Raw genomic sequence first — 19855 nt, 5'->3', positions numbered from 1 at the left:
GGTGACACCCCGGTCCGGGCCGCCCCTAGCGTGCCGCCCCATGCCGACACACCCCCAGGCGCAGGCCTTCCTCGACATGGTCGCCGACGCACCCCCGCTCGACAGCTGCACCGTCGAGGAGAACCGCGCGCAGCTCGCCGCCGTCGTCCCCCTGACCGGCGACCCCGCACCGCTCGCGGACGTGCGGGACACGATGCTGCCCGGGCCCGCCGGTCCCGTCCCGGTCCGGGTCTACCGCCCCAGTGCCGACGACGGGCTGCCCACCGTGGCCTACTTCCACGGCGGCGGCTGGGTGCTCTGCGACCTGGACACCCACGACACGACCTGCCGGGACATCGCCCGGTACGCCGGCGCCGTCGTCGTGTCGGTCGACTACCGCCGCGCGCCCGAGGCGCCGTTCCCCGCCGCCTACGACGACTGCCTGGCGGTGACCCGGGCCCTGCTCGACGGCTCCGCCGGGCTGGGGACCGACCCGGCGCGGGTCGCCGTGGCCGGGGACAGCGCCGGCGGCAACCTGGCCGCCGGCGTCGCGCAGGCCCTGCGCGACGCCACGCCCGCACTGGCCCACCAGGTGCTGGTCTACCCGCTGACCGACGCCCGCACGGGCCGGACCGCCAGCTACCGCACCTACGGCGAGGGGCACTTCCTCACCCACCGCGACATCGACTACTTCCTGCAGGCCTACGCCGGGGACGCCGACCGGACCGACGTGCGGCTCTCACCGGCGCTCGCGCCCGACCTGTCCGGGCTGGCACCGGCCACCGTCGTGACGGCCGAGTGCGACCCGCTGTGCGACGAGGGCGCGGCCTACGCCCAGGCCCTCGCCGACGCCGGCGTGCCGACGCTCTACGAGTCCTTCCGGGGCCAGGTGCACCCGTTCGTCCTGCTCGGCAGCATCGTGGACGACGCCGACGCGGCCCGCCGGCTCATCGGCCGGCGGCTGGCCGAGAGCTTCGGGTCCACCCCCGCCGTCTGAGACCGCCCGGGGCGCTCAGGCCACCACGCGGCCGCGCAGCAGCGTCAGCCGCGGCCGGGTGAGGGTGTCGAGGTCGGTGCGCGGGTCGGCGTCGTAGACGACGACGTCGGCCGGCGCGCCCTCCTCGATGCCCGGCAGCCCGAGCCAGCTGCGCGCCGACCACGACGCCGCGGCCACCGCCGCCTCGGCCGGCAGCCCCGCCCCGCACAGCGCGCGGACCTCGTCGGCGATGCGGCCGTGCTCGATGCCGCCGCCGGCGTCGGTGCCGGCGAACACCGGCACCCCGGCCTCGTAGGCGGCCCGCACGACCGCACCCGAGCCCGCGTACAGCCGCCGCATCGTGCTGGCGTAGGAGGGGAAGCGCTTCTCCCCCGCCGCCGCGAAGCCCGGGAAGTTCTCCACGTTGACCAGGGTCGGGACGACGGCGGTGCCGCGGGCGGCCATCTCGGCGACGAGGTCCTCGGTCAGCCCGGTGCCGTGCTCGATGCAGTCGATGCCGGCGCGGACCAGGCCGGGCAGCGCGTCGGTGCCGAAGGTGTGCGCGGTGACCCGCGCGCCCTCCTCGTGGGCCGCGGCGATCGCCTCGGCCACCACGTCGTCGGGCCACTCCGGTGCCAGGTCGCCGACGGCACGGTCGATCCAGTCGCCGACGAGCTTGACCCACCCGTCGCCGCGCCGGGCCTGCACCCGCACCGCGGCGACGAGGTCGGCGGGCTCCACCTCGACGGCCAGCCCCGGGATGTAGCGGCGGGTCGCGGCCACGTGCCGGCCGGCGCGCACGATCGTCGGCAGGTCGGGCTCGTCGTCGAGGGCCCTCGTGTCGACCGGGGAGCCGCAGTCGCGCAGCGCCAGCACGCCGGCGGCGCGCTCGGCCAGCGCCTGCTCCCGCAGGCCGGCGAGGTCCTCGACGAGCACCCCGCCGCGGCCGATGCCGACGTGGCAGTGCGCGTCGACCAGGCCCGGCAGCAGCCACCCACCGCGGGCGACGGTCTCCGCGCCGGGCACCGGCTCGGTGGTGATCCGGCCGTCGCGGACCCACAGGTCGCGGTGCTCGCCCTCGGGGAGGACGACGCCGGACAGGTGCAGCGCCGGGGCGCTCACCGGCCGGGCCGCTCGTCCCCGAACTTGCTGAAGTCGAGCGTGGACAGGTCGGGCAGCGCCTGGCCCGGCGGCAGCGACGGCATCCCGCCGGGCAGCCCGCCGCCGAAGCCGGCGCCCGGCGGCAGCGCCGGGGCGCCCATCGGCCGGCGGGCCGGGGCCTTGCCCTTGCCGCCCTTCTTGCCCTTGCCCTTCTTCGACTGCGCCTGCATCTGGCGGCCGCGGGCCTTCTTCGACATCGGGCCCATGCCCGGCAGGCCCATGCTGCCGGCCATCTGGCCCATCATCTTCTGGGCCTGCGCGAAGCGCTCCAGCAGCTGGTTGACCTCGGTGACGGTGACGCCCGAGCCGTTGGCGATGCGCACCCGCCGCGACGCGTTGATGATCTTCGAGTCGACCCGCTCCTGCGGGGTCATCGAGCGGATGATCGCCGCGGTGCGGTCCAGGTCGCGGTCGTCGACCTGCTTGAGCTGCTCCTTCATCGCGCCGGCGCCGGGCAGCATGCCGAGCAGGTTGGCGATGGGGCCCATCTTGCGGATGGCCATCATCTGCTCGAGGAAGTCCTCGAGGGTGAAGCCCTCGCGGCTGACGAGCTTGCCGGCCATCTTCTCGGCCTGGTCGGCGTCGAAGGCCTGCTCGGCCTGCTCGATGAGGGTGAGCACGTCGCCCATGCCGAGGATGCGCGAGGCCATCCGCTCGGGGTGGAAGACGTCGAAGTCGGTGAGCTTCTCGCCCGTGGAGGCGAACATGATCGGCTGGCCGGTCACGTAGCGGACCGACAGCGCCGCACCACCGCGGGCGTCGCCGTCGAGCTTGGTCAGCACCACACCGGAGAAGCCGACGCCGTCGCGGAAGGCCTCGGCGGTGGTGACGGCGTCCTGGCCGATCGTCGCGTCGACGACGAACAGCGTCTCGTCGGGCTGCACGGCGTCGCGGATGCCGGCGGCCTGGGCCATCAGCTCGGCGTCGATGCCCAGGCGGCCGGCGGTGTCGACGACGACGACGTCGTGCATCGTGCGGCGGGCGTGCTCGATCGAGTCGGCGGCCACCCGGATCGGGTCGCCGACGCCGTTGCCCGGCTCGGGCGCGAAGACGTCGACCCCGGCCTGGCCGGCGACGATCGAGAGCTGGTTGACCGCGTTCGGCCGCTGCAGGTCGGCGGCGACCAGCAGCGGGGTGTGGCCCTGGCCCTTGAGCCAGCGGCCGAGCTTGCCGGCGAGGGTGGTCTTACCGGAGCCCTGCAGGCCGGCCAGCATGATGACCGTGGGCGACTGCTTGGCGTAGCGCAGCCGGCGGGTCTCGCCGCCGAGGATCTCGATGAGCTCCTCGTTGACGATCTTGATGACCTGCTGGGCGGGGTTGAGCGCCTGCGAGACCGCGGCGCCGCGCGCCCGGTCCTTGACCGCGGCGATGAACGCCCGCACCACCGGCAGGGCGACGTCGGCCTCGAGCAGCGCGATGCGGATCTCGCGCGCGGTGGCGTCGATGTCGGCGTCGGTCAGCCGGCCCTTGCCCCGCAGGCCGGTGAAGACCTTGTCGAGGCGGTCGGAGAGGGTCTCGAACACAGCACGTCCTCGTCACAGCTCGCGGCGCGGCCGGCCCGGTCCACCCGACCGGCGACACGGCGAGGTCCCGGTCCGACCGGGCCACGCGCCTCCTGCCTCCCAGGGTATCGACAGCGGCGGCCACGTCCCGCCGCTCCGCGGACACCGGCCGGTCGCCGTCGGCGTCGTCGACTCGACAGGCGAAGCGCGTTGTCCCAATTCCCCTTCGTCCGTTGGCTGCTGCCGACCTCGGTCCTCGCCCCGGTGGGGGCGGCCGCGGCGGGCCTGGGCACCGGCGCCGCGGCCTGAGCGCGGGGACGCTCAGGCGGAGTCGGCCGAGGGCCGGTCACGCACGACCAGCTCCAGGAAGTCGCCGACCCGCACGTGGTCCTCCAGCGGGTGCCGGAACCGGCCGCGCTCGACGACGGTGTAGTGGTTGCGCCGCCCGACGCGCTCCCGGACGACGTAGCCTGCCTCCTCGAGGTCGGCGAGGATCATCTGCACCGCCCGCTCGGTGATGCCGACGCGGCCGGCGATCTCGCGGATGCGGGCCTCGGGGTCGACGGCGAGGCTCACCAGCACGTGCCCGTGGTTGGAGAGGAAGGTCCACCCCGGCGAGGACGCGGTCACGGGAGAACCGTAGACGGCGCGGGTGCCCGGCGGGCACGGCGCCGCCGGCGGCCATCGCACCTCCGGACCCCTGTACAGGAAGAGCATTTCCTGTATCGTGTTTCCTGCGAGGGGAGTACCCGACCGCATCCGCGAAGCCGCCGCCCGTCAGTCCCGGCCTCCGGCCCGGGCGCGGCCGGTCCTCCGGGACCGGGGGAGACCTCGCCGCACCGTGGGAGCCCCCGTGACCGCGACCGTCCCCGCAGCACCGCCTCCCGCGCCGGCCCGCACCCGGCCCGCCCCCCTCCCCCGGGGCGTCCCGCCCCGGCTGCTCGTCCCGCTCACCGGCCGGGAGGGCGCCCTCGCGGCCCTCGACGAGGCCCACACCCTCGCCCGCGAGACCGGCCGCGAGGTGCACACCGCCCTGCTCCTCCCCCGCCTCCCGGTCACCACGGACCCCGCCCTCCTGGCCCGCCTCGGCGAGGAGGCCGGACGGGAGGTCGCCGACCTCGTCGCCCTGGCCACCCAGCGCGCCGCCGCGGCCGGCCTGCCCGCGCGGATCACCGTCCACCGCCTCGGCGGCCTGCGCGGTCGCCGCCGGGAGCGGGTCCTCGACCGCGCCGTCGCCCGCCTCGCCCGGCAGCTCGACGCCGTCCCGGTGGGCCGGCCGGTCCCGTGACCGCCACCGTGCCACGGGTCCCCGGCCCCTCTCCCGAGCAGGTCGTCCTGCTGCAGTCAGTGCGCGACGAGCCGTGCGTGTCGCTGCTGGCCACGACCACCCCCGCCGCCCGCATGACCGACGCGGACGCGCGGACCCTGCAGCGGCTGGCCGGCGAGGCCGGGGCGCGCCTGGCCCGCGACGGCGCTCCCGCCGAGCTCGCCGACGCCCTCCAGGAGCTCGTGTCCGCCGCCCGCGGCGAGCCCACGGGCGCCGGCATCGCGCTGTACGTCAACCGGACGATGCGCCAGGTGGTGCGCCTGCCGGTGGGGGTGCCCGACCGGGTGGTCGTCGACCCCACCTTCGCCACCCGCGACCTCGTCCGGGCGCTGCACCGGATCCCGCGCCACGTGGTGCTGCTGCTGTCGGAGCAGGACGCGCGGCTGCTCGAGGGCGGCGCCGGGACCCTGCGCCCACCCCGACGGTCGGCGTTCCCGCTCCGGGCCGACGACGACGCCGGCGACGCGTTCCTGCGGCGCGTCGACCGGGCGCTGGGCACCTTCCTGCGGCTGCACCCCGCCCCGCTGGTGCTGGTCGGCGGGCACCGGGTGGTCGGCCGGTTCCGGCGGCTGTCGCGCAACACCGGGCGGCTGGCCGGGACGGTGACCGGCCACCTCACCCGCGCCCCGCTGTCGGTGCTGGTCCCGCGGGTGCGCGAGGTGCTCGACGGCTACCTGCTGTCCCGGCAGGGCGAGGCGCTGGCGCACCTGGACCGGCGGCGCTCCCGGCAGGCCGTGGTGGAGGGCATCGACGCGGCGTGGCTGGCCGCGCGGCGGGAGCGGCCGGAGATGCTCGCGGTGGAGGAGGGCTTCGCCCTCGCGGCCCGGCTGAGCCCCGACGGCGACTTCCTCGTCCCCGCCGACGACGTCGAGCACCCCGACGTCGTCGACGACGTGGTGGACGAGCTGATCGAGACGGTGCTGGTGCGCGGCGGCTGGGTGGCCTTCGTGGCCGACGGCGCGCTGGCCGACTCCGGGCGGGTGGCCCTCACCCTCCGGTGAGGGCCACCCGGGCGACGGTCGCTAGGCGGCGGCGCCGGCGGCCCGCCGCCCCGCCGCCTCGACGAGGGACTCCAGCCCGCCGAGGAGGAAGCCGGTGCCGCAACCGGTGCAGATCCACTCGGGGCACTCGCCGCCGTCGTCGGTGTGCCCGTCGGCGCACGGCGGCTGCTCGAACACCGTGTCCTGCGCGCAGGTGGGGCAGGGCCAGCTCTGCGGGTGCTGCACGGGGACTCCCCTCGCCGTCGGTACCGGGACTGCTCCGTCCCGGAGTCGTCCCGACGGTCGCACGGCCCACCGACAGTCCCGTGCACTCAGCGCGGTGTGTCCGCCACCGGGTCGAGCACCGCCCCGTGCGCCGGGTCGAGGACCGCGCCCCGCGCCGCGGCGACCAGCGCCGCCTCCACCCGCGCCCGCCGGGCGGGGTCGAGGGGGCCGCCGGCCGGGTTGCTGACGTAGAAGTAGTCGGCGGCGTCGGCGCCGAGGGTCTCGATGCGCGCGGAGGTGACGTCGAGCCCCTCCGAGCCGAGCGCTGCGGTGAGCCGGTGGAGCAGCCCGGCACGGTCGCCGGCCCGCACCTCCACGATGCTGGTCGCCTCGCCGCTGACCTCCGAGTCGTGCCAGGAGATCCGCGGCGGCGCCGACCGCGCGGCGTCCTGCCGGTAGTCGGCCTCCCGCTGCCGGAGCCGGTCGGCCAGCGGCAGCGTCCCCTCCAGCGCCGCGCGGACGGCGTCGGCCAGGATCGCCGGCTGCGGCGCCCGCCCGAACCGCGGGCGGACGGCGAACACCGCCGTCGCCCGGCCGTCGACGACGTCGACCTTCGCCGCGCGCACGTCGAGCTGGTTGAGCGCGAGCACCCCCGCCAGGCAGCTGAACAGGCCCCGCTCGTCGGGCGCCCCGATCGTCACCTGCTGGCCGTCGGCGACGTCCTCGACGCCCACGGTCACCGCGCCGTCGGCCCCGGTCTCGGTGACCGTGGGCGCGGTGGGGTGCAGCACTGGGTCGGCGTCGGCGGCCGGCGTCCCGCCCAGGTGCGCCTGCACCCGGGCGACCAGGTGGGCGACCAGGTGCGCCTTCCACGGCGACCACGCCGAGGAGCTGGTGGCCGCGCCGTCGGCCTGCGCCAGCGCGTGCAGCAGCTGCAGCACCTGCGCGTCCCCGCCGATGGTGGCCGCGACCCGCTCGACGGTCACCGGGTCGTCGATGTCGCGGCGGGTGGCGGTGTCGGGCAGCAGCAGGTGGTGGCGGACCAGCGTGCCGACGACGGCGACGTCGGCCGGGGCGAACCCCATGCGGGCGGCGACGCCGGCGGCGATCGGCTCCCCCACGACGCTGTGGTCCCCGGGCCGGCCCTTGCCGATGTCGTGCAGCAGCGCGGCGACCAGGAGCAGGTCGGGCCGGTCGACGTCGTGGGTGAGCTCGGCGGCGGCCGCGGCGGCCTCGACGAGGTGCCGGTCGACGGTGAAGCGGTGCCACGGGTGGCGCTGGGGCAGCGACCGCACCTGCTCCCACTCCGGCAGCAGCCGGGTCAGCAGGCCCTCCTGGTCGAGCTGCTCAACGACGGCGACCGCGGGCCGGCCGGCGGCCAGCAGCCGCAGGAACGACCAGCGCACCTCGGCCGGCCACGGCTCGGGCACCGGCGGGGAGTGCGCGGCGAGCACCCGCAGCGTGTAGGGGGACAGCAGCAGGTCGGCGCGGGCGGCGGCGGCCGCGCCGCGCAGCACCAGCCCGGGGTCGGCGGCCGGGCGGGCGTCGCGGGCGAGCACCACCTCGTCGCCCTGCCGCACCACGCCCTCGGCCAGCGGCTCGCGGCGGACGCGGCGGTAGCGGCCGCGGGGGCGGCGGACCAGCGCCGCCTCCACCCGCCGCCAGGTGTCGTCGGCGACGAAGGCCAGCCGGCGCCCGGCGAGGCTGACCCGGCGCAGCAGCACGTCCTCGTCGGGGAGGCCGAGCGCGGCGGCGACCGGGCGCTGCTCCTGGCGGACCAGCACGTCGGAGGGCCGGCCGGTGCGGCGGCGCAGCTCGTCGCGGACGTCGAGCAGCAGGGCGTAGGCCGCCTCCACCTCCGCGGCGGGCTCGTCGCCGAGCTGGGCGGCGGCGACCGCGCGCAGCACCTGGCCCTCGCGCAGGCCGCCGTAGGCCTCCTTCAGGTCGGGCTCGAGCAGGAAGGCCAGCTCGCCGACCTGCCGGGCCCGGCCGCGGCGCAGGTCGCGCAGCTGCGGCAGCAGCCGGGACGCCGACTGCCGCCAGGCGGCCAGCGTCGCGGTGCGCAGCGCGGCGGCGAGGGCGGCGTCGCCGGCGACCAGGCGGGCGTCGAGCAGGCCCAGGCCGGCCTTGACGTCGGAGGAGGCCACCGCCACGGCCTCGGCGACCGAGCGCACCGAGTGGTCCAGCCGCACGCCGGCGTCCCAGACCGGGTACCAGACGGCGTCGGCGAGCGCGGCCACCTCGGGCCGGCCGTCGTGGACCAGCACCAGGTCGAGGTCGCCGTGCGGCGGCGGCTCGCGCCGTCCCAGGCTGCCGACGGCGACCAGCGCGACGCCGTCGGTGCCGGTGCGCGGGGGCGGGGCACCCCGGCCCTGCCGGGGCGGCGGTGTGCCGGCGACGGCGGCGGCGAGCAGGCCGCCCAGCCAGGCGTCGAGCTGCTGCACCCGCTCGGCGCGGGTCAGGCCGGGCAGCGCGCCGAGGTCGGGCACGGTCCCCCCTGTCGGTCGGTGGGTCGGGACGGCGCCGGCCGGGGCGGCGGTCCTCCCGCCACCCCGGCCGACGTGGTGCTGTCGGCCCCCTTGCAGGGTCCCGCCCCGAGCGTGCGAGGGGTGGGGGCAAGGGGGTCCTTCGTCTACAGCGCGTCCTCGCCGCGCTCGCCGGTGCGCACCCGCACGATCTCGTCGATCGTGGTGACCCACACCTTCCCGTCGCCGATCTGCCCGGTGGAGGCCGACTCGACGACGGCGTCGACCACCCGCGCGGCCTCGATCTCGCCGACGACGACCTCGATGCGCACCTTGGGGACGAAGTCCACCTGGTACTCGGCACCGCGGTAGACCTCGGTGTGGCCGCGCTGGCGGCCGAAGCCCTGGACCTCGCTGACGGTCAGTCCGGTGATCCCGATCAGCTCGAGGGCGTTCTTGACGTCGTCGAGCTTGAACGGCTTGATGATGGCGGTGACGAGCTTCACACCCGGCTCCTGTCCGTGAGGGTGGTGCCCCGGGCCTCCGCGCGGGTCTGGCCGGCGGCCGTGAGGGCCGAGCCGCCACCGCCGCCGCCCAGGGAGGCGAGGTCGTAACCGGTCTCGGCGTGCACGACGCCGTCGATGCCGGCGACCTCGTCCTCCTCGGTGATGCGGAAGCGCATGAGCTTCGCGACGACGAGGCCGATGACGAGCGTCAGCACGAACGAGTAGACCAGAACGGCGAGGGCGCCGAGCGCCTGCCGCCACAGCTGGTCCACGCCGCCGCCGTAGAAGAGACCGTCCACGCCGGCGGTCGCCGCGGCGGAGGCGAACAGGCCGACGGCGAGGGTGCCCCAGAGGCCGCCGACGAGGTGGACGCCGACGACGTCGAGGGAGTCGTCGTAGCCCAGCCGGTACTTCAGGCCGACGGCGAGGGCGCAGACGACGCCGGCGACGAGGCCGACGGCGATCGCGCCGAGCGGGGTCACCGCGGAGCAGGCCGGGGTGATGGCGACGAGGCCGGCCACCACGCCGGAGGCCGCGCCCAGCGAGGTCGCGTGCCCGTCGCGCAGCTTCTCGGTGAGCAGCCAGCCCAGGGTGGCCGCGCCGGTGGCCGCGAGCGTGGTCACGAACACCTCGGCGGCCTGGCCGTTGGCGGCCAGCGCGGAGCCGGAGTTGAAGCCGATCCAGCCGAACCACAGGATGCCCGCGCCGATCATCACCAGGGGCAGGTTGTGCGGCCGCATCGGGTCGCGGCCGAACCCACGCCGCTTGCCGAGCACCAGGGCCAGCGCCAGGCCCGCGGCGCCGGCGTTGATGTGCACCGCGGTCCCGCCGGCGAAGTCGATGGCCAGCAGGTCGTTGGCGATCCAGCCGCCGGTCTCGGACTCCGCGCCGTCGAAGGCGAACACCCAGTGGGCGACCGGGAAGTAGACCAGCGTGGCCCAGACGCCGGCGAAGACCATCCACGGGCCGAAGCGGGCGCGGTCGGCGACGGCGCCCGAGATGAGCGCCACGGTGAGGATCGCGAAGACGCCCTGGAAGGCGACGAAGGCCAGCGAGGGGACGGTGAAGACCAGGTTGTCCGGCGCGAACGCCCCCTCCAGGCCCGCGGTGCCGATCAGCGACGAGAGGCCGAAGAACTCGGTCGGGTCGCCGAGCAGGCCGCCGCCGACGTCGTCGCCGAAGGCGATCGAGTAGCCGTAGAGCACCCACAGCACGCTGATCAGCGCGAGTGCCCCGAAGCTCATCATCATCATGTTGAGGACGCTCTTCGCGCGGACCATGCCGCCGTAGAAGAGCGCCAGACCGGGGGTCATGAACAGCACCAGCGCGGCGCTGACCAGGACCCAGGCGGTGTCGCCGGTGTCCACGGCAACCTCCTGACGGTGTGGTGTGGCCGTGCGACGGGGCAGGGCCACGGACGGACCCGGGACGAGCGAGGAGCCCGGGGCGGTGCTCGGTGCGCCCGCCACCGGCGGTGGTGGGGCGACGCGGCGTTCACGGTGCCGGGGCCGTGTTTCCACGGGCGGCGTCGGCACGTTTCCGGACCGTGAACTCCCGATCGCGTGTCCGGCCGCCGTGTGTCGGCCGTGTTGCCCGCCCCGTCCGGGCGGCCGGCGGACCTGCCCGATGCGACAGGTGTGCAGGTGCAACTCGTGTGCAATAAGGTCGCCGGGTCCCTCCCCTGACGTCCCTGGAGGCAGCGTGAGCGTCCCCGCCGTGTCCGCCCGGCCCGGTCCCCCGGCGCACCGGACCCGCGCGGGCGGCTCGTTCAGCCCCCGGGAGTGGCGCTCGATCGGCGGCATGGCCGCGTTCGTCCTGCTGCTGCACGTCGTCGGGTGGGGCGTGCTGGTGTTCGCCGTCGCGCCCGCGGAGTACCAGCTGGGCAGCACCGGGGTCCTCGGGGTCGGCGTCGGCCTGACCGCCTACATGCTCGGCGTCCGGCACGCCTTCGACGCCGACCACATCGCCTCGATCGACAACACCACCCGCAAGCTGGTCGACGAGGGCACGCCGTCGGTGAGCACGGGCTTCTGGTTCTCCCTCGGCCACTCGTCGGTCGTGTTCGCCGCGAGCCTGCTGCTGGTGGCCGGGGTGCGGTCGGTCGCCGGCGTCGTCCAGTCCGACGACAACTCCGTCGGGCAGGCCCTCGGCCTCGTCGGCACCCTGGTCGCCGGCACGTTCCTGCTGCTCATCGGGCTGATGAACCTCAGTTCGGCGGTGGGCATCGCCCGCGTCTTCCGCCGGATGCGCTCAGGTCGGTACGACGAGGCCGAGCTCGAGCACCACCTGCACAACCGCGGGCTCCTGGCCCGGTTGCTCGGCCGGGTGACCCGCCGGGTGAGCCGGCCCTGGCACCTCTACCCCGTCGGCCTGCTCATGGGCCTGGGCTTCGACACCGCCACCCAGGTCGCGCTGCTGGTGCTCGCGGCCGGCTCGGCGGCCTTCGTGCTGCCCTGGTACGCGATCCTCGTGCTGCCGGTGCTCTTCGCCGCCGGGATGAGCCTGTTCGACGCCGCCGACGGCGTCCTCATGACCCGCGCCTACGGCTGGGCGTTCCTCAAGCCGGTGCGCAAGGTCTTCTACAACCTGACCATCACCGTGCTGTCGGTGACCGTCGCGCTCGTCATCGGCACGCTGGTGCTCGTCGGGCTGCTCGTCGAGCGGCTCGAGCTGCAGGCCGCGCCGCTGGTGTGGCTGGCCTCGCTGGACCTGGAGTACGTCGGCTTCGCGATCGTCGGGCTGTTCGTGGTCACGTGGGCAGTGGCCGTCGCGGTGTGGCGGTTCGGCCGCATCGAGCAGCGCTGGGCGCCCGACACCCCCTGACGGCCTCCCGCACGGGCCCTGCCCCGGTGCGGGGCGGGGAGGTCCGCTGTCAGTCCGCGCCGCCGACCAGGCCCTCGGCGAACACCTCCGGCTCGAAGGGCGCGAGGTCGTCGGCGCCCTCCCCCAGCCCGATCAGCTTCACCGGGATGCCCAGCTCGCGCTGCACCGAGACGACGATGCCGCCCTTGGCGGTGCCGTCGAGCTTGGTCAGCACCACGCCGGTGACGTCGACGGCGGAGGTGAACACCCGCGCCTGCACGATGCCGTTCTGGCCGGTCGTGGCGTCGAGCACCAGCAGCGTCTCGGTGACCGGGCTCTGCTTCTCCACGACGCGCTTGATCTTGCCGAGCTCGTCCATGAGGCCGGACTTGGTGTGCAGCCGGCCGGCGGTGTCGACGACGACGGTGTCGACCTCGGCCTCCACGCCGGTGCGCACGGCCTCGAAGGCCACCGACGCCGGGTCGGCGCCCTCGCGGCCGCGGACGGTGAGCACGCCCACCCGCTCGCCCCACGTCTCGAGCTGGTCGGCGGCCGCGGCGCGGAAGGTGTCGGCGGCACCGAGCACGACGCTCTTGCCGTCACCGACGAGGACGCGGGCGATCTTGCCGACCGTCGTCGTCTTGCCCGCGCCGTTGACCCCGACGACCAGCAGGACGCCGGGCCGGCCCTCGCGGCGGTCGGTGTGCAGAGTGCGGTCGAGGTCGGGCCCGAGGACGGCGGTGAGCTCGCGGACCAGCAGCGCGCGCAGGTCGGCGGGCGTGGCGGTGGCCAGCACCATCGACTGGGTGCGCAGCCGGTCGACGATCTGCTGGGTGGCCGCGACGCCGACGTCCGCGGCCAGGAGCGTCTCCTCGACCTCATCCCAGTCGTCCTCGGTCAGCCGCTCGCGGGCGAGCACGGTGAGCAGCCCGCGGCCCAGCGAGGACTGCGAGCGCGCCAGCCGGGACCGCAGCCGCACCAGCCGGCCGGCCGACGGCGGCGGCGTCTCGAAGACCAGGTCCGGCTCGGCCACCGCCGGGGGCAGCTCGACCGGCGGCGTCTCCGGCGAGACCGGCTCGGCCGGCGCCAGGCCCTGACCGGACGCGGTCGCGCCGGCCGGCCGGTCCTCGGGCGGCGCGGTCGGCGCGCTCGGTGGCCGCGGCCGCGTGAGCGTCGTGCCGGCGGCGGCGTCGTCGTCGAGCCGGGTGGTGCGCCGGCCGCGGCCGACGAGCAGGCTCGCCCCGGCGACCAGGGCCACGAGGACGATCGCGATCGCGATCAGCACGAACTCCATGCCGGTCAGTCTCCCAGCCGGTCCCCCGATCGCCGTAGCGACGGGTCTGGGCGGAACGGGGCACCGTGGAGCACGCTGGGCCCATGCCGCCACCCGACGAGGACGCCCCCGGACTGCTCATCGGACCCCTGCTGCGGCACGTCGACCCCGTGTCGGCCACCGTCTGGGTGGAGACCGACCGCCCGTGCACCGTCGAGGTCCTCGGGCGGACCGCGCGCACCTTCGCCGTCGGCGGCCACTGGTACGCGCTGGTCGTCGTCGAGGGGCTGGAGCCCGGAAGCACGACGCCCTACGAGGTCCACCTGTCGACCGACGGCGCCGACGGCGTCCGGGTGTGGCCGGAGTCGAGCTCCCCGTTCCCGCCCAGCCGGATCCGCACGCCGGGCCGTCCTGGCCCGTTCCGGCTGGCGTTCGGCTCCTGCCGGTACGCCACGCCCAGCACCGTCGACCTCGCCGAGCACATCCCGCCCGACGCCCTGGACGCCTATGCCGAGCGCGTGGCGGCGCTGCCGGAGGAGGAGTGGCCCGACGCGCTGGTGCTGCTCGGTGACCAGGTCTACGCCGACGAGCTGACGACGGCGACCCGCTCGTGGCTGCGCATTCGGCGCGGCGAGGACGTGCCCGAGGACGCCCAGACCCGGGACTACGAGGAGTACACCCGCCTCTACGCCGAGTCCTGGATGGACCCGCACGTGCGGTGGCTGCTGTCCACCATCCCGTCGTCGATGGTCTTCGACGACCACGAGATGATCGACGACTGGAACACCTCGGCCGCCTGGCGGCGCAAGGTCACCGCCACCGACTGGTGGGACGCCCGCATCGCCGGCGGGCTGGCCAGCTACTGGGTGTACCAGCACCTGGGCAACCTCTCCCCCGCCGAGCTGGCCGAGAACGCCACCTGGCAGGCGGTGCGGGCGCTGCCCGAGGACGCCGACGCCGAGCCGCTGCTGCGCGAGATGGCCCTCGCCGCCGACCGCGACCCGCGGACGGTGCGCTGGAGCTACGCCCGGCAGTGGGGCGACGCGCGGCTGCTCGTGGTCGACAGCCGGGCCGGCCGCGTGCTCGACGAGCAGGGCCGCCGGATGGTCGACGACGAGGAGTTCGCCTGGGTCGAGCAGCAGATGCGGCAGGCGGTCGAGGACGGCGTCGGCCACCTGCTGGTCGGCACGTCGCTGCCCTGGCTGCTCCCGCACGCCATCGACTCCATCGAGCGGGTGGACGAGGCGCTGGCGGTGCGCCACGACGGGCGCCTGGTCGGGCGGGCCGCCGAGGCGCTGCGGCAGGCCGCCGACCTCGAGCACTGGGCGGCGTTCGGGCACAGCTTCGACCGGCTGGCCGCCGCGCTGCTGGCGGTGGCCCGCGGCGAGCACGGCCCGGCGCCGGCGACGGCGCTGGTGCTCTCCGGCGACGTCCACCACGCCTACGCCGCCGAGGTGGTCGCCCCCGGCGGGCTCAGCGGCCGGGTGCACCAGCTGACCGTCTCCCCGCTGCACAACCAGGCGCCGCACCCCATCCGGGTCGGGTTCCGCATCGGCTGGAGCCGGTGGGCGCGGCGGTTCACCGGCGCGATCGCCCGCGCCGCGCGGGTGCGGCCGCCGTCGGTGGAGTGGGCCAAGGCCGCGGGGCCGTTCTTCGGCAACCAGGTGGGCGAGCTGGTGCTCGACGGCCGGCAGGCGCGCTTCCTGCTGCACGTGAGCGACCACCGGCCCGACGGCGAGGAGTGCCTGCAGCAGGTGCTCGACCTGCCGCTGGCCGACCCGGTCCCGGCGACGGTGCCGGCCGGCGGGTGACAGGCTGACGGGGTGACCGATGCCCACGGGGTCAAGCCGGCCCCCGGACCCGACCAGCCCCCGATCCCCGTCCGCCTGGTCACCTTCAACACCCACCACGGCGTGGGCGCCGACCGCCGGCACGACCTGCCCCGGCTGGCGAAGGTGCTCGCGGCGGCCGGCGCCGACGTCATCTGCCTGCAGGAGGTCGACCGGCACTTCGGCGACCGCAGCGAGGACGTCGACCAGGCGCTGCTGCTGTCCCGGGCGCTGGACATGCAGCTGGCGTGGGGTCCGGCGATCGACGAGCCGCGGCCCGGCGACGACCAGCGCCGGCAGTACGGCAACGCGCTGCTGTCGCGGCTGCCGATCCTGGTCAGCGACGTGCACCCGCTGCCCGGCGGCGGGGAGCCGCGCAGCGCGCTGCGGACCCTGGTCGAGCTCGACGGCGGGGCGCTGTGGGTGACCACCACCCACCTGACCACCCGGTCGCCGGCCGAGCGCGCCGAGCAGGTGGCGGTGCTGCGGGCGCTGTACACCGGGCCGATGGCGACCGGGGTGGTCGTCGGCGACCTCAACGCCGCCCCGGACGCCCCGGAGCTGGCGGCGCTGCGGGAGTCCTTCGCCGACGCCTGGGAGCTGGCGCCCGAGCGCGACGACCAGGCCCGCTGGCGGTTCTGGCAGCGCGAGGAGGGGCTGACCCACCCGGCGCGGTCGCCGCACGCGCGCATCGACCAGGTGTGGGTCACCCCGGGCATCACCGTGGCCTCCGCGCGGGTGCTCGACGGCGCGGGCGCGTCGGACCACCTGCCGGTCGTCGTCGACCTGCTGGTCCCCTCCGGCGTCTGACCCAGGCATAGGAAGCAATCCCCACGTTCCCGCGCCGGAGACGTGGGGAGAGCTTCCTATGCCTGGGCCGGATCGGGCTCGCGCAGCCGCTGGCTGATGACGCCGGTGATGCCGTCGCCGCGCATGCTCACGCCGTAGAGCGCGTCGGCGATCTCCATCGTGCGCTTCTGGTGGGTGATGACGATGAGCTGCGAGGTCGCCCGCAGCTGCTCGACCAGGGTGAGCAGCCGGCCCAGGTTGACGTCGTCGAGGGCGGCCTCGACCTCGTCGAGCACGTAGAACGGCGAGGGCCGCGCCCGGAAGATCGCCACCAGCAGCGCGACGGCGGTCAGCGAGCGCTCCCCGCCGGACAGCAGTGACAGCCGCTTGACCTTCTTGCCCGGCGGCCGCGCCTCGATCTCCACGCCGGTGGTGAGCATGTCCTCGGGGTCGGTGAGCACCAGCCGCCCCTGACCGCCGGGGAACAGCGTGGCGAAGACGCCCTCGAACTCGCGGGAGACGTCGGCGAAGGCCGCGGCGAACACGTCGTGGATGCGCCCGTCGACCTCGCGGACGACGGTGAGCAGGTCGCGGCGGGTGGCCTTGAGGTCCTCGAGCTGGGTGGCGAGGAAGGTGTGCCGCTCCTCCAGCGCCGCGAACTCCTCCAGCGCCAGCGGGTTGACCCGGCCCAGGGTGGCCAGGTCGCGCTCGGCGCGGGCGGCGCGGCGCTCCTGCGCGGCCCGGTCGTAGGGCACCGGCGCCGGCTCGGGCTCGCCCGCGGCCTCGGCGGCGGCCACCTGCGCCGGCGCGGGCGGCACCGGCGCGGCCGGGCCGTACTCGGCCACCAGCGTGGGCAGGTCGACGCCGAACTCCTCGACGGCCCGCTCCTCCAGCGCCTCGATGCGCAGCCGCTGCTCGGCGCGGGCGACCTCGTCGCGGTGCACCTCGTCGGTCAGCCGCTCCAGCTCCCCGGTCGCGGCGCGGACCCGGGTGCGCACCTCGAGCAGCTCGGCCTCGCGGGTGCTGCGCTCGGCGGCGAGCCGGTCGCGCTCGGCGGCGGCCCGGGCGAGTGAGCCGGCCAGCGCGGTGAGCGCCTCCTCGGCGCCGGCGCGCACCCGCGCGGCGACCTCGGCCCCGCGGCGGCGGGCCAGCCGGGCGGCGGCGGCCCGCTCGCGGGCGGCCCGCTCCTGCCGGGCCTGGCGGCGCAGCGCCTCGGCGCGGCCGGACAGGGCGCGGGCGCGCTCCTCGGCGGTGCGCACGGCCAGCCGGGCCTCGGTCTCGGCCTGCCGCGCGGCGGCGACCTCCAGCCGCAGCCGGTCGCGGTCCCCGGAGTCGGGCTCCTCCGCGGCCGGCGCGGCCTCGGCCTCGGCCAGTCGCGCCTCGAGCTCTCCCAGCCCGGCCTGCGACTCCTCCAGCGCCCGCTCGGCCCGCCGCTGCGCCGCGGCCGAGCGCTCCGCCTCCGCCGCCGCCGACCGCGCGGCCGCCCCGAGCTCGGCGAGCTCGGCGGCGAGCCTCGAGCGGCTGCGGTCGGCGGCCTGCCGGGCGGCCAGCGCCGCCTCGACGTCGGCCGAGCGGGCGCGGGCGTCCTCCCGGGCCGCGGCCAGCCGGTCGGCGAGGTCGGCGGCGCGGGCAACCGCGGCGGCGAGCTCGCGCTCGGCCTCGTCGACCCGGGCCCGCACCTCCAGGTTCGACGGCGCGTCGGCCGACCCGCCGGCGGCCCGGTCGGCGCCGACGAGGTCGCCGTCGGCGGTCACCGCGCGCACCCGCGGGTGCGCGGCGACCAGCGCCGCCGCGACGTCCAGGGTCGGGACGACGGCGACGCGGTCGAGCGCCCGGGCCAGCGCCGGCCGCAGCTCCTCGGGGGCCTCGACGAGGTCCACCGCCCACCGCAGGCCCTCCGGCAGCACCGGCCAGCCCTCGCGCGGCAGCGGCGGCGGGCCGCCGGTGACCAGCAGCCCGGCCCGGCCCGCGCCGGCGTCGCGCAGGTGCGCCAGCGCGGCGGCGGCGTCGTCCACCCCGGCGACGACGACGGCCTCGGCGAGCCCGCCCAGCGCCGCCGCGAGCGGCACCTCGGCCCCGGGTGCGACGGTGACCCGCTCGGCCACCGGCCCGAGCACGCCCGGCAGGCCGGACGCCAGGACGGCGGCGGCGCCGTCGGCGGGGGTCAGGCCCAGCGCGAGCGCGTCGCGGCGGGCGGCCCAGGAGGCGCGGTCGCGCTCGGCGGCGCGCTCGGCGTCGGCGAGCTCGGTGACGGCGCGCGCGGCGGCGGTGTGCGCGGCGACGGCGTCGGTGTGCGCGGTGACCAGGGCGACGTCCTCGTCGTCGGCGTCGGGGACCGCGGCGCGGCGCTCGTCGAGCCGGGCCTGCGCGGCGTCGGCGCGGGCGGCGGCCTCCGCGGCGGACTGGGCGAGGCGCTGCACCTCGGCCTGGCCGGCGGCCGCCCGCGACCGGCCGGCGGCGACCTTGCCCGACAGGCGGGCCAGGCCCTCGCGGCGGTCGGCCAGCGCGCGGGTGGCGGCCACCCAGGCGCGCTCCTCCGCGGCCAGCGCCTCCTCCACCTGCGCGCGGGCGGCGACGGCGGCGGCCAGCCGGCCGCGCTCGGCCTCCAGTCCGGCGGCGAGCTCGGTCTCGGTGGCCGCGACCCGGTCGGCCTCGGCCTCCAACTGCTCGGGGTCGCGGCCGCCGGTGCCCGCCGGTGCCGCGGCCGACAGGTGGCGGTGCCGCTCGGCGGCGAGCTGGGCGATGCCGCGGAAGCGCTCGGTGAGCGCGGACAGCCGGTACCAGGTGTCCTGCGCGGCGGCCAGGCGCGGGGCGTCGGCGGCCTGCGCCGTCTCCAGCTCGCTCTCCCGCCGCGACACGGTGCCCAGCTCGGCCTCGACGACGGCGCGGCGGGCGCGGGCGGCGGCCTCGTCGGCGACGTCCTTGTCCAGCGCGTCGCGCAGCCCGACGAGGTCGTCGGCGAGCAGCCGCAGCCGCGCGTCGCGCAGCTCGGCCTGCACCCCGGCGGCCCGGCGGGCGACCTCGGCCTGGCGGCCCAGCGGCTTGAGCTGGCGGCGCAGCTCGGCGGTCAGGTCGGCCAGCCGGTCGAGGTTGGCCTGCATCGCGTCGAGCTTGCGGAGCGCCTTCTCCTTGCGCTTGCGGTGCTTGAGGACGCCGGCGGCCTCCTCGACGAAGGCGCGGCGGTCCTCGGGGCGCCCGGACAGGACGGCGTCGAGCTGCCCCTGGCCGACGATGACGTGCATCTCGCGGCCGATGCCGGCGTCGCTGAGCAGCTCCTGCACGTCGAGCAGACGCACCTTGTCGCCGTTGATCTCGTACTCGCTCTCCCCGGAGCGGTACATGCGGCGGGTGACCGAGACCTCGGTGTAGTCGATCGGCAGGGCGCCGTCGGCATTGTCGATGGTGAGCGTGACCTCGGCGCGGCCCAGCGCCGGGCGGCCGGCGGTGCCGGCGAAGATGACGTCCTCCATCTTGCCGCCGCGCAGGGTCTTCGCGCCCTGCTCGCCGAGGACCCAGGCGATGGCGTCGACGACGTTGGACTTGCCCGAGCCGTTGGGCCCGACGACGGCGGTGATGCCCGGCTCCAGGCGCAGCGTCGTGGCGGACGCGAAGGACTTGAAGCCCTTCAGCGTCAGGCTGGAGAGGTGCATGTGGACACGGCCGTCACCCGGCGGCGGTCACGCGCGCCGGGTGTACTGCGCAGACGTCAGGCGAGCGCAGGCTGGGCGTTGTCGCCGGCCAGGCTCAGCAGCTCGGAGGCGAGGACGGCGTCACGGGCGGCGTCCCGCTGGGCGCGCAGTTCGGTCAGCTCCTGCTCCAGACGGCGCACCTTGGCGCGCAGGACCGCGTTCTCGTCGAGGACGCGGAGCTCCGCGGGGGATACGACAGAACCGAAGAGGGCCTTGGCCATGGCGGAAACGGCCTTTCCGACAGCGAGAGGGGGTGCCCGCCGCCCCGGAGAGTCGGTCGGCGCGGGCTCGGTACCTCCAGGGTGACACCCCCGGAGACGCAGGTCAACGGCCACACTCGACGCCGGATGTG

16 protein-coding genes are annotated in these 19855 nt (G+C 76.6%); 6 read left to right on the top strand and 10 right to left on the bottom strand.

The window, feature by feature from the left end; all coding sequences use genetic code 11:
* Positions 1–40 precede the first annotated feature (40 nt).
* Positions 41–976 carry an alpha/beta hydrolase gene (locus tag ACI8AD_RS10515; protein WP_456870472.1) on the top strand — a complete coding sequence of 312 codons (936 nt, stop codon included), beginning with the start codon at positions 41–43 and terminating at the stop codon, positions 974–976.
* Between the two features lie 15 nt (positions 977–991).
* Here the strand turns inward: ACI8AD_RS10515 and ACI8AD_RS10510 are convergent, their stop codons facing one another.
* The 3 genes from ACI8AD_RS10510 to ACI8AD_RS10500 form a co-directional block, all read right to left on the bottom strand.
* Positions 992–2077 carry an amidohydrolase family protein gene (locus tag ACI8AD_RS10510; RefSeq protein WP_456870471.1) on the bottom strand — a complete coding sequence of 362 codons (1086 nt, stop codon included), beginning with the start codon at positions 2075–2077 and terminating at the stop codon, positions 992–994.
* On the bottom strand, positions 2074–3639 hold the full coding sequence (gene ffh, locus ACI8AD_RS10505) for a signal recognition particle protein (RefSeq protein WP_456870470.1): 1566 nt from the start codon (positions 3637–3639) through the stop codon (positions 2074–2076). The genes ACI8AD_RS10510 and ffh overlap by 4 nt, the downstream gene beginning before the upstream one ends.
* A 300-nt stretch (positions 3640–3939) precedes the next feature.
* The gene (locus ACI8AD_RS10500; protein ID WP_089402513.1) at positions 3940–4248 is read right to left on the bottom strand and encodes a helix-turn-helix transcriptional regulator; all 309 of its coding nucleotides are present in this window, start codon (positions 4246–4248) and stop codon (positions 3940–3942) included.
* Between the two features lie 223 nt (positions 4249–4471).
* Between ACI8AD_RS10500 and ACI8AD_RS10495 the strand changes: the two genes are divergently transcribed.
* Together ACI8AD_RS10495 and ACI8AD_RS10490 are read left to right on the top strand one after the other, a co-directional pair.
* Positions 4472–4906, top strand: coding sequence for a hypothetical protein (locus ACI8AD_RS10495; protein WP_456870469.1), 435 nt, complete (start codon positions 4472–4474; stop codon positions 4904–4906).
* Entirely contained in the window at positions 4903–5946 is a 1044-nt protein-coding gene (locus ACI8AD_RS10490) for a baeRF3 domain-containing protein (protein ID WP_456870468.1), read from the top strand. Before ACI8AD_RS10495 ends, ACI8AD_RS10490 begins: the two co-directional genes overlap by 4 nt.
* A gap of 21 nt (positions 5947–5967) precedes the next feature.
* On the opposite strand, the gene ACI8AD_RS10485 is transcribed toward ACI8AD_RS10490, so the two are convergent.
* From ACI8AD_RS10485 to ACI8AD_RS10470, 4 genes are all read right to left on the bottom strand, one after another.
* Positions 5968–6171, bottom strand: a complete 204-nt coding sequence (locus ACI8AD_RS10485) for a hypothetical protein (protein WP_456870467.1) — start codon at positions 6169–6171, stop codon at positions 5968–5970.
* Positions 6172–6257: 86 nt separating this feature from the next.
* A complete protein-coding gene (locus ACI8AD_RS10480) occupies positions 6258–8639 on the bottom strand; it encodes a [protein-PII] uridylyltransferase (RefSeq protein WP_456870466.1) in 2382 nt (793 codons plus the stop codon).
* A gap of 143 nt (positions 8640–8782) precedes the next feature.
* Positions 8783–9121 (bottom strand): P-II family nitrogen regulator, encoded by a 339-nt coding sequence (locus ACI8AD_RS10475; RefSeq protein WP_073421809.1) that lies wholly within the window; start codon positions 9119–9121, stop codon positions 8783–8785.
* Positions 9118–10488 carry an ammonium transporter gene (locus ACI8AD_RS10470; protein ID WP_456870465.1) on the bottom strand — a complete coding sequence of 457 codons (1371 nt, stop codon included), beginning with the start codon at positions 10486–10488 and terminating at the stop codon, positions 9118–9120. The genes ACI8AD_RS10475 and ACI8AD_RS10470 overlap by 4 nt, the downstream gene beginning before the upstream one ends.
* A gap of 334 nt (positions 10489–10822) precedes the next feature.
* Here ACI8AD_RS10470 and nicT point away from each other — a divergent pair, with 334 nt between their 5' ends.
* Positions 10823–11944 carry a Nickel transporter NicT gene (gene nicT / locus ACI8AD_RS10465; RefSeq protein ID WP_456870464.1) on the top strand — a complete coding sequence of 374 codons (1122 nt, stop codon included), beginning with the start codon at positions 10823–10825 and terminating at the stop codon, positions 11942–11944.
* A gap of 49 nt (positions 11945–11993) precedes the next feature.
* Here the strand turns inward: nicT and ftsY are convergent, their stop codons facing one another.
* Positions 11994–13217, bottom strand: a complete 1224-nt coding sequence (gene ftsY / locus ACI8AD_RS10460; RefSeq protein WP_456870463.1) for a signal recognition particle-docking protein FtsY — start codon at positions 13215–13217, stop codon at positions 11994–11996.
* Positions 13218–13300: 83 nt separating this feature from the next.
* On the opposite strand from ftsY, the gene ACI8AD_RS10455 reads away from it, so the two are divergent.
* Together ACI8AD_RS10455 and ACI8AD_RS10450 are read left to right on the top strand one after the other, a co-directional pair.
* Positions 13301–15007, top strand: coding sequence for an alkaline phosphatase D family protein (locus ACI8AD_RS10455; protein WP_456870462.1), 1707 nt, complete (start codon positions 13301–13303; stop codon positions 15005–15007).
* Positions 15008–15019: 12 nt separating this feature from the next.
* Positions 15020–15835 (top strand): endonuclease/exonuclease/phosphatase family protein, encoded by an 816-nt coding sequence (locus ACI8AD_RS10450; protein WP_456870461.1) that lies wholly within the window; start codon positions 15020–15022, stop codon positions 15833–15835.
* Positions 15836–15891: 56 nt separating this feature from the next.
* Here ACI8AD_RS10450 and smc read toward each other — a convergent pair whose 3' ends face one another.
* Together smc and ACI8AD_RS10440 are read right to left on the bottom strand one after the other, a co-directional pair.
* Positions 15892–19464, bottom strand: coding sequence for a chromosome segregation protein SMC (smc, locus tag ACI8AD_RS10445; protein ID WP_456870460.1), 3573 nt, complete (start codon positions 19462–19464; stop codon positions 15892–15894).
* Positions 19465–19520: 56 nt separating this feature from the next.
* Complete coding sequence (locus ACI8AD_RS10440) at positions 19521–19724, bottom strand: hypothetical protein (RefSeq protein WP_456870459.1); 204 nt, start codon at positions 19722–19724, stop codon at positions 19521–19523.
* Between the last annotated feature and the right edge of the window lie 131 nt (positions 19725–19855).

Source organism: Geodermatophilus sp. SYSU D00766, from assembly GCF_054049915.1.
This window is presented reverse-complemented; position numbering and strand designations above follow the sequence as displayed.

What these genes read in the sequence shown, in the direction of transcription:
- smc (WP_456870460.1), bottom strand. Translation starts at nt 19,464, where the DNA reads ATGCACCTCTCCAGCCTGACGCTGAAGGGCTTCAAGTCCTTCGCGTCC.
- ACI8AD_RS10515 (WP_456870472.1), top strand. Translation starts at nt 41, where the DNA reads ATGCCGACACACCCCCAGGCGCAGGCCTTCCTCGACATGGTCGCCGAC.
- ACI8AD_RS10440 (WP_456870459.1), bottom strand. Translation starts at nt 19,724, where the DNA reads ATGGCCAAGGCCCTCTTCGGTTCTGTCGTATCCCCCGCGGAGCTCCGC.
- ftsY (WP_456870463.1), bottom strand. Translation starts at nt 13,217, where the DNA reads ATGGAGTTCGTGCTGATCGCGATCGCGATCGTCCTCGTGGCCCTGGTC.
- ACI8AD_RS10455 (WP_456870462.1), top strand. Translation starts at nt 13,301, where the DNA reads ATGCCGCCACCCGACGAGGACGCCCCCGGACTGCTCATCGGACCCCTG.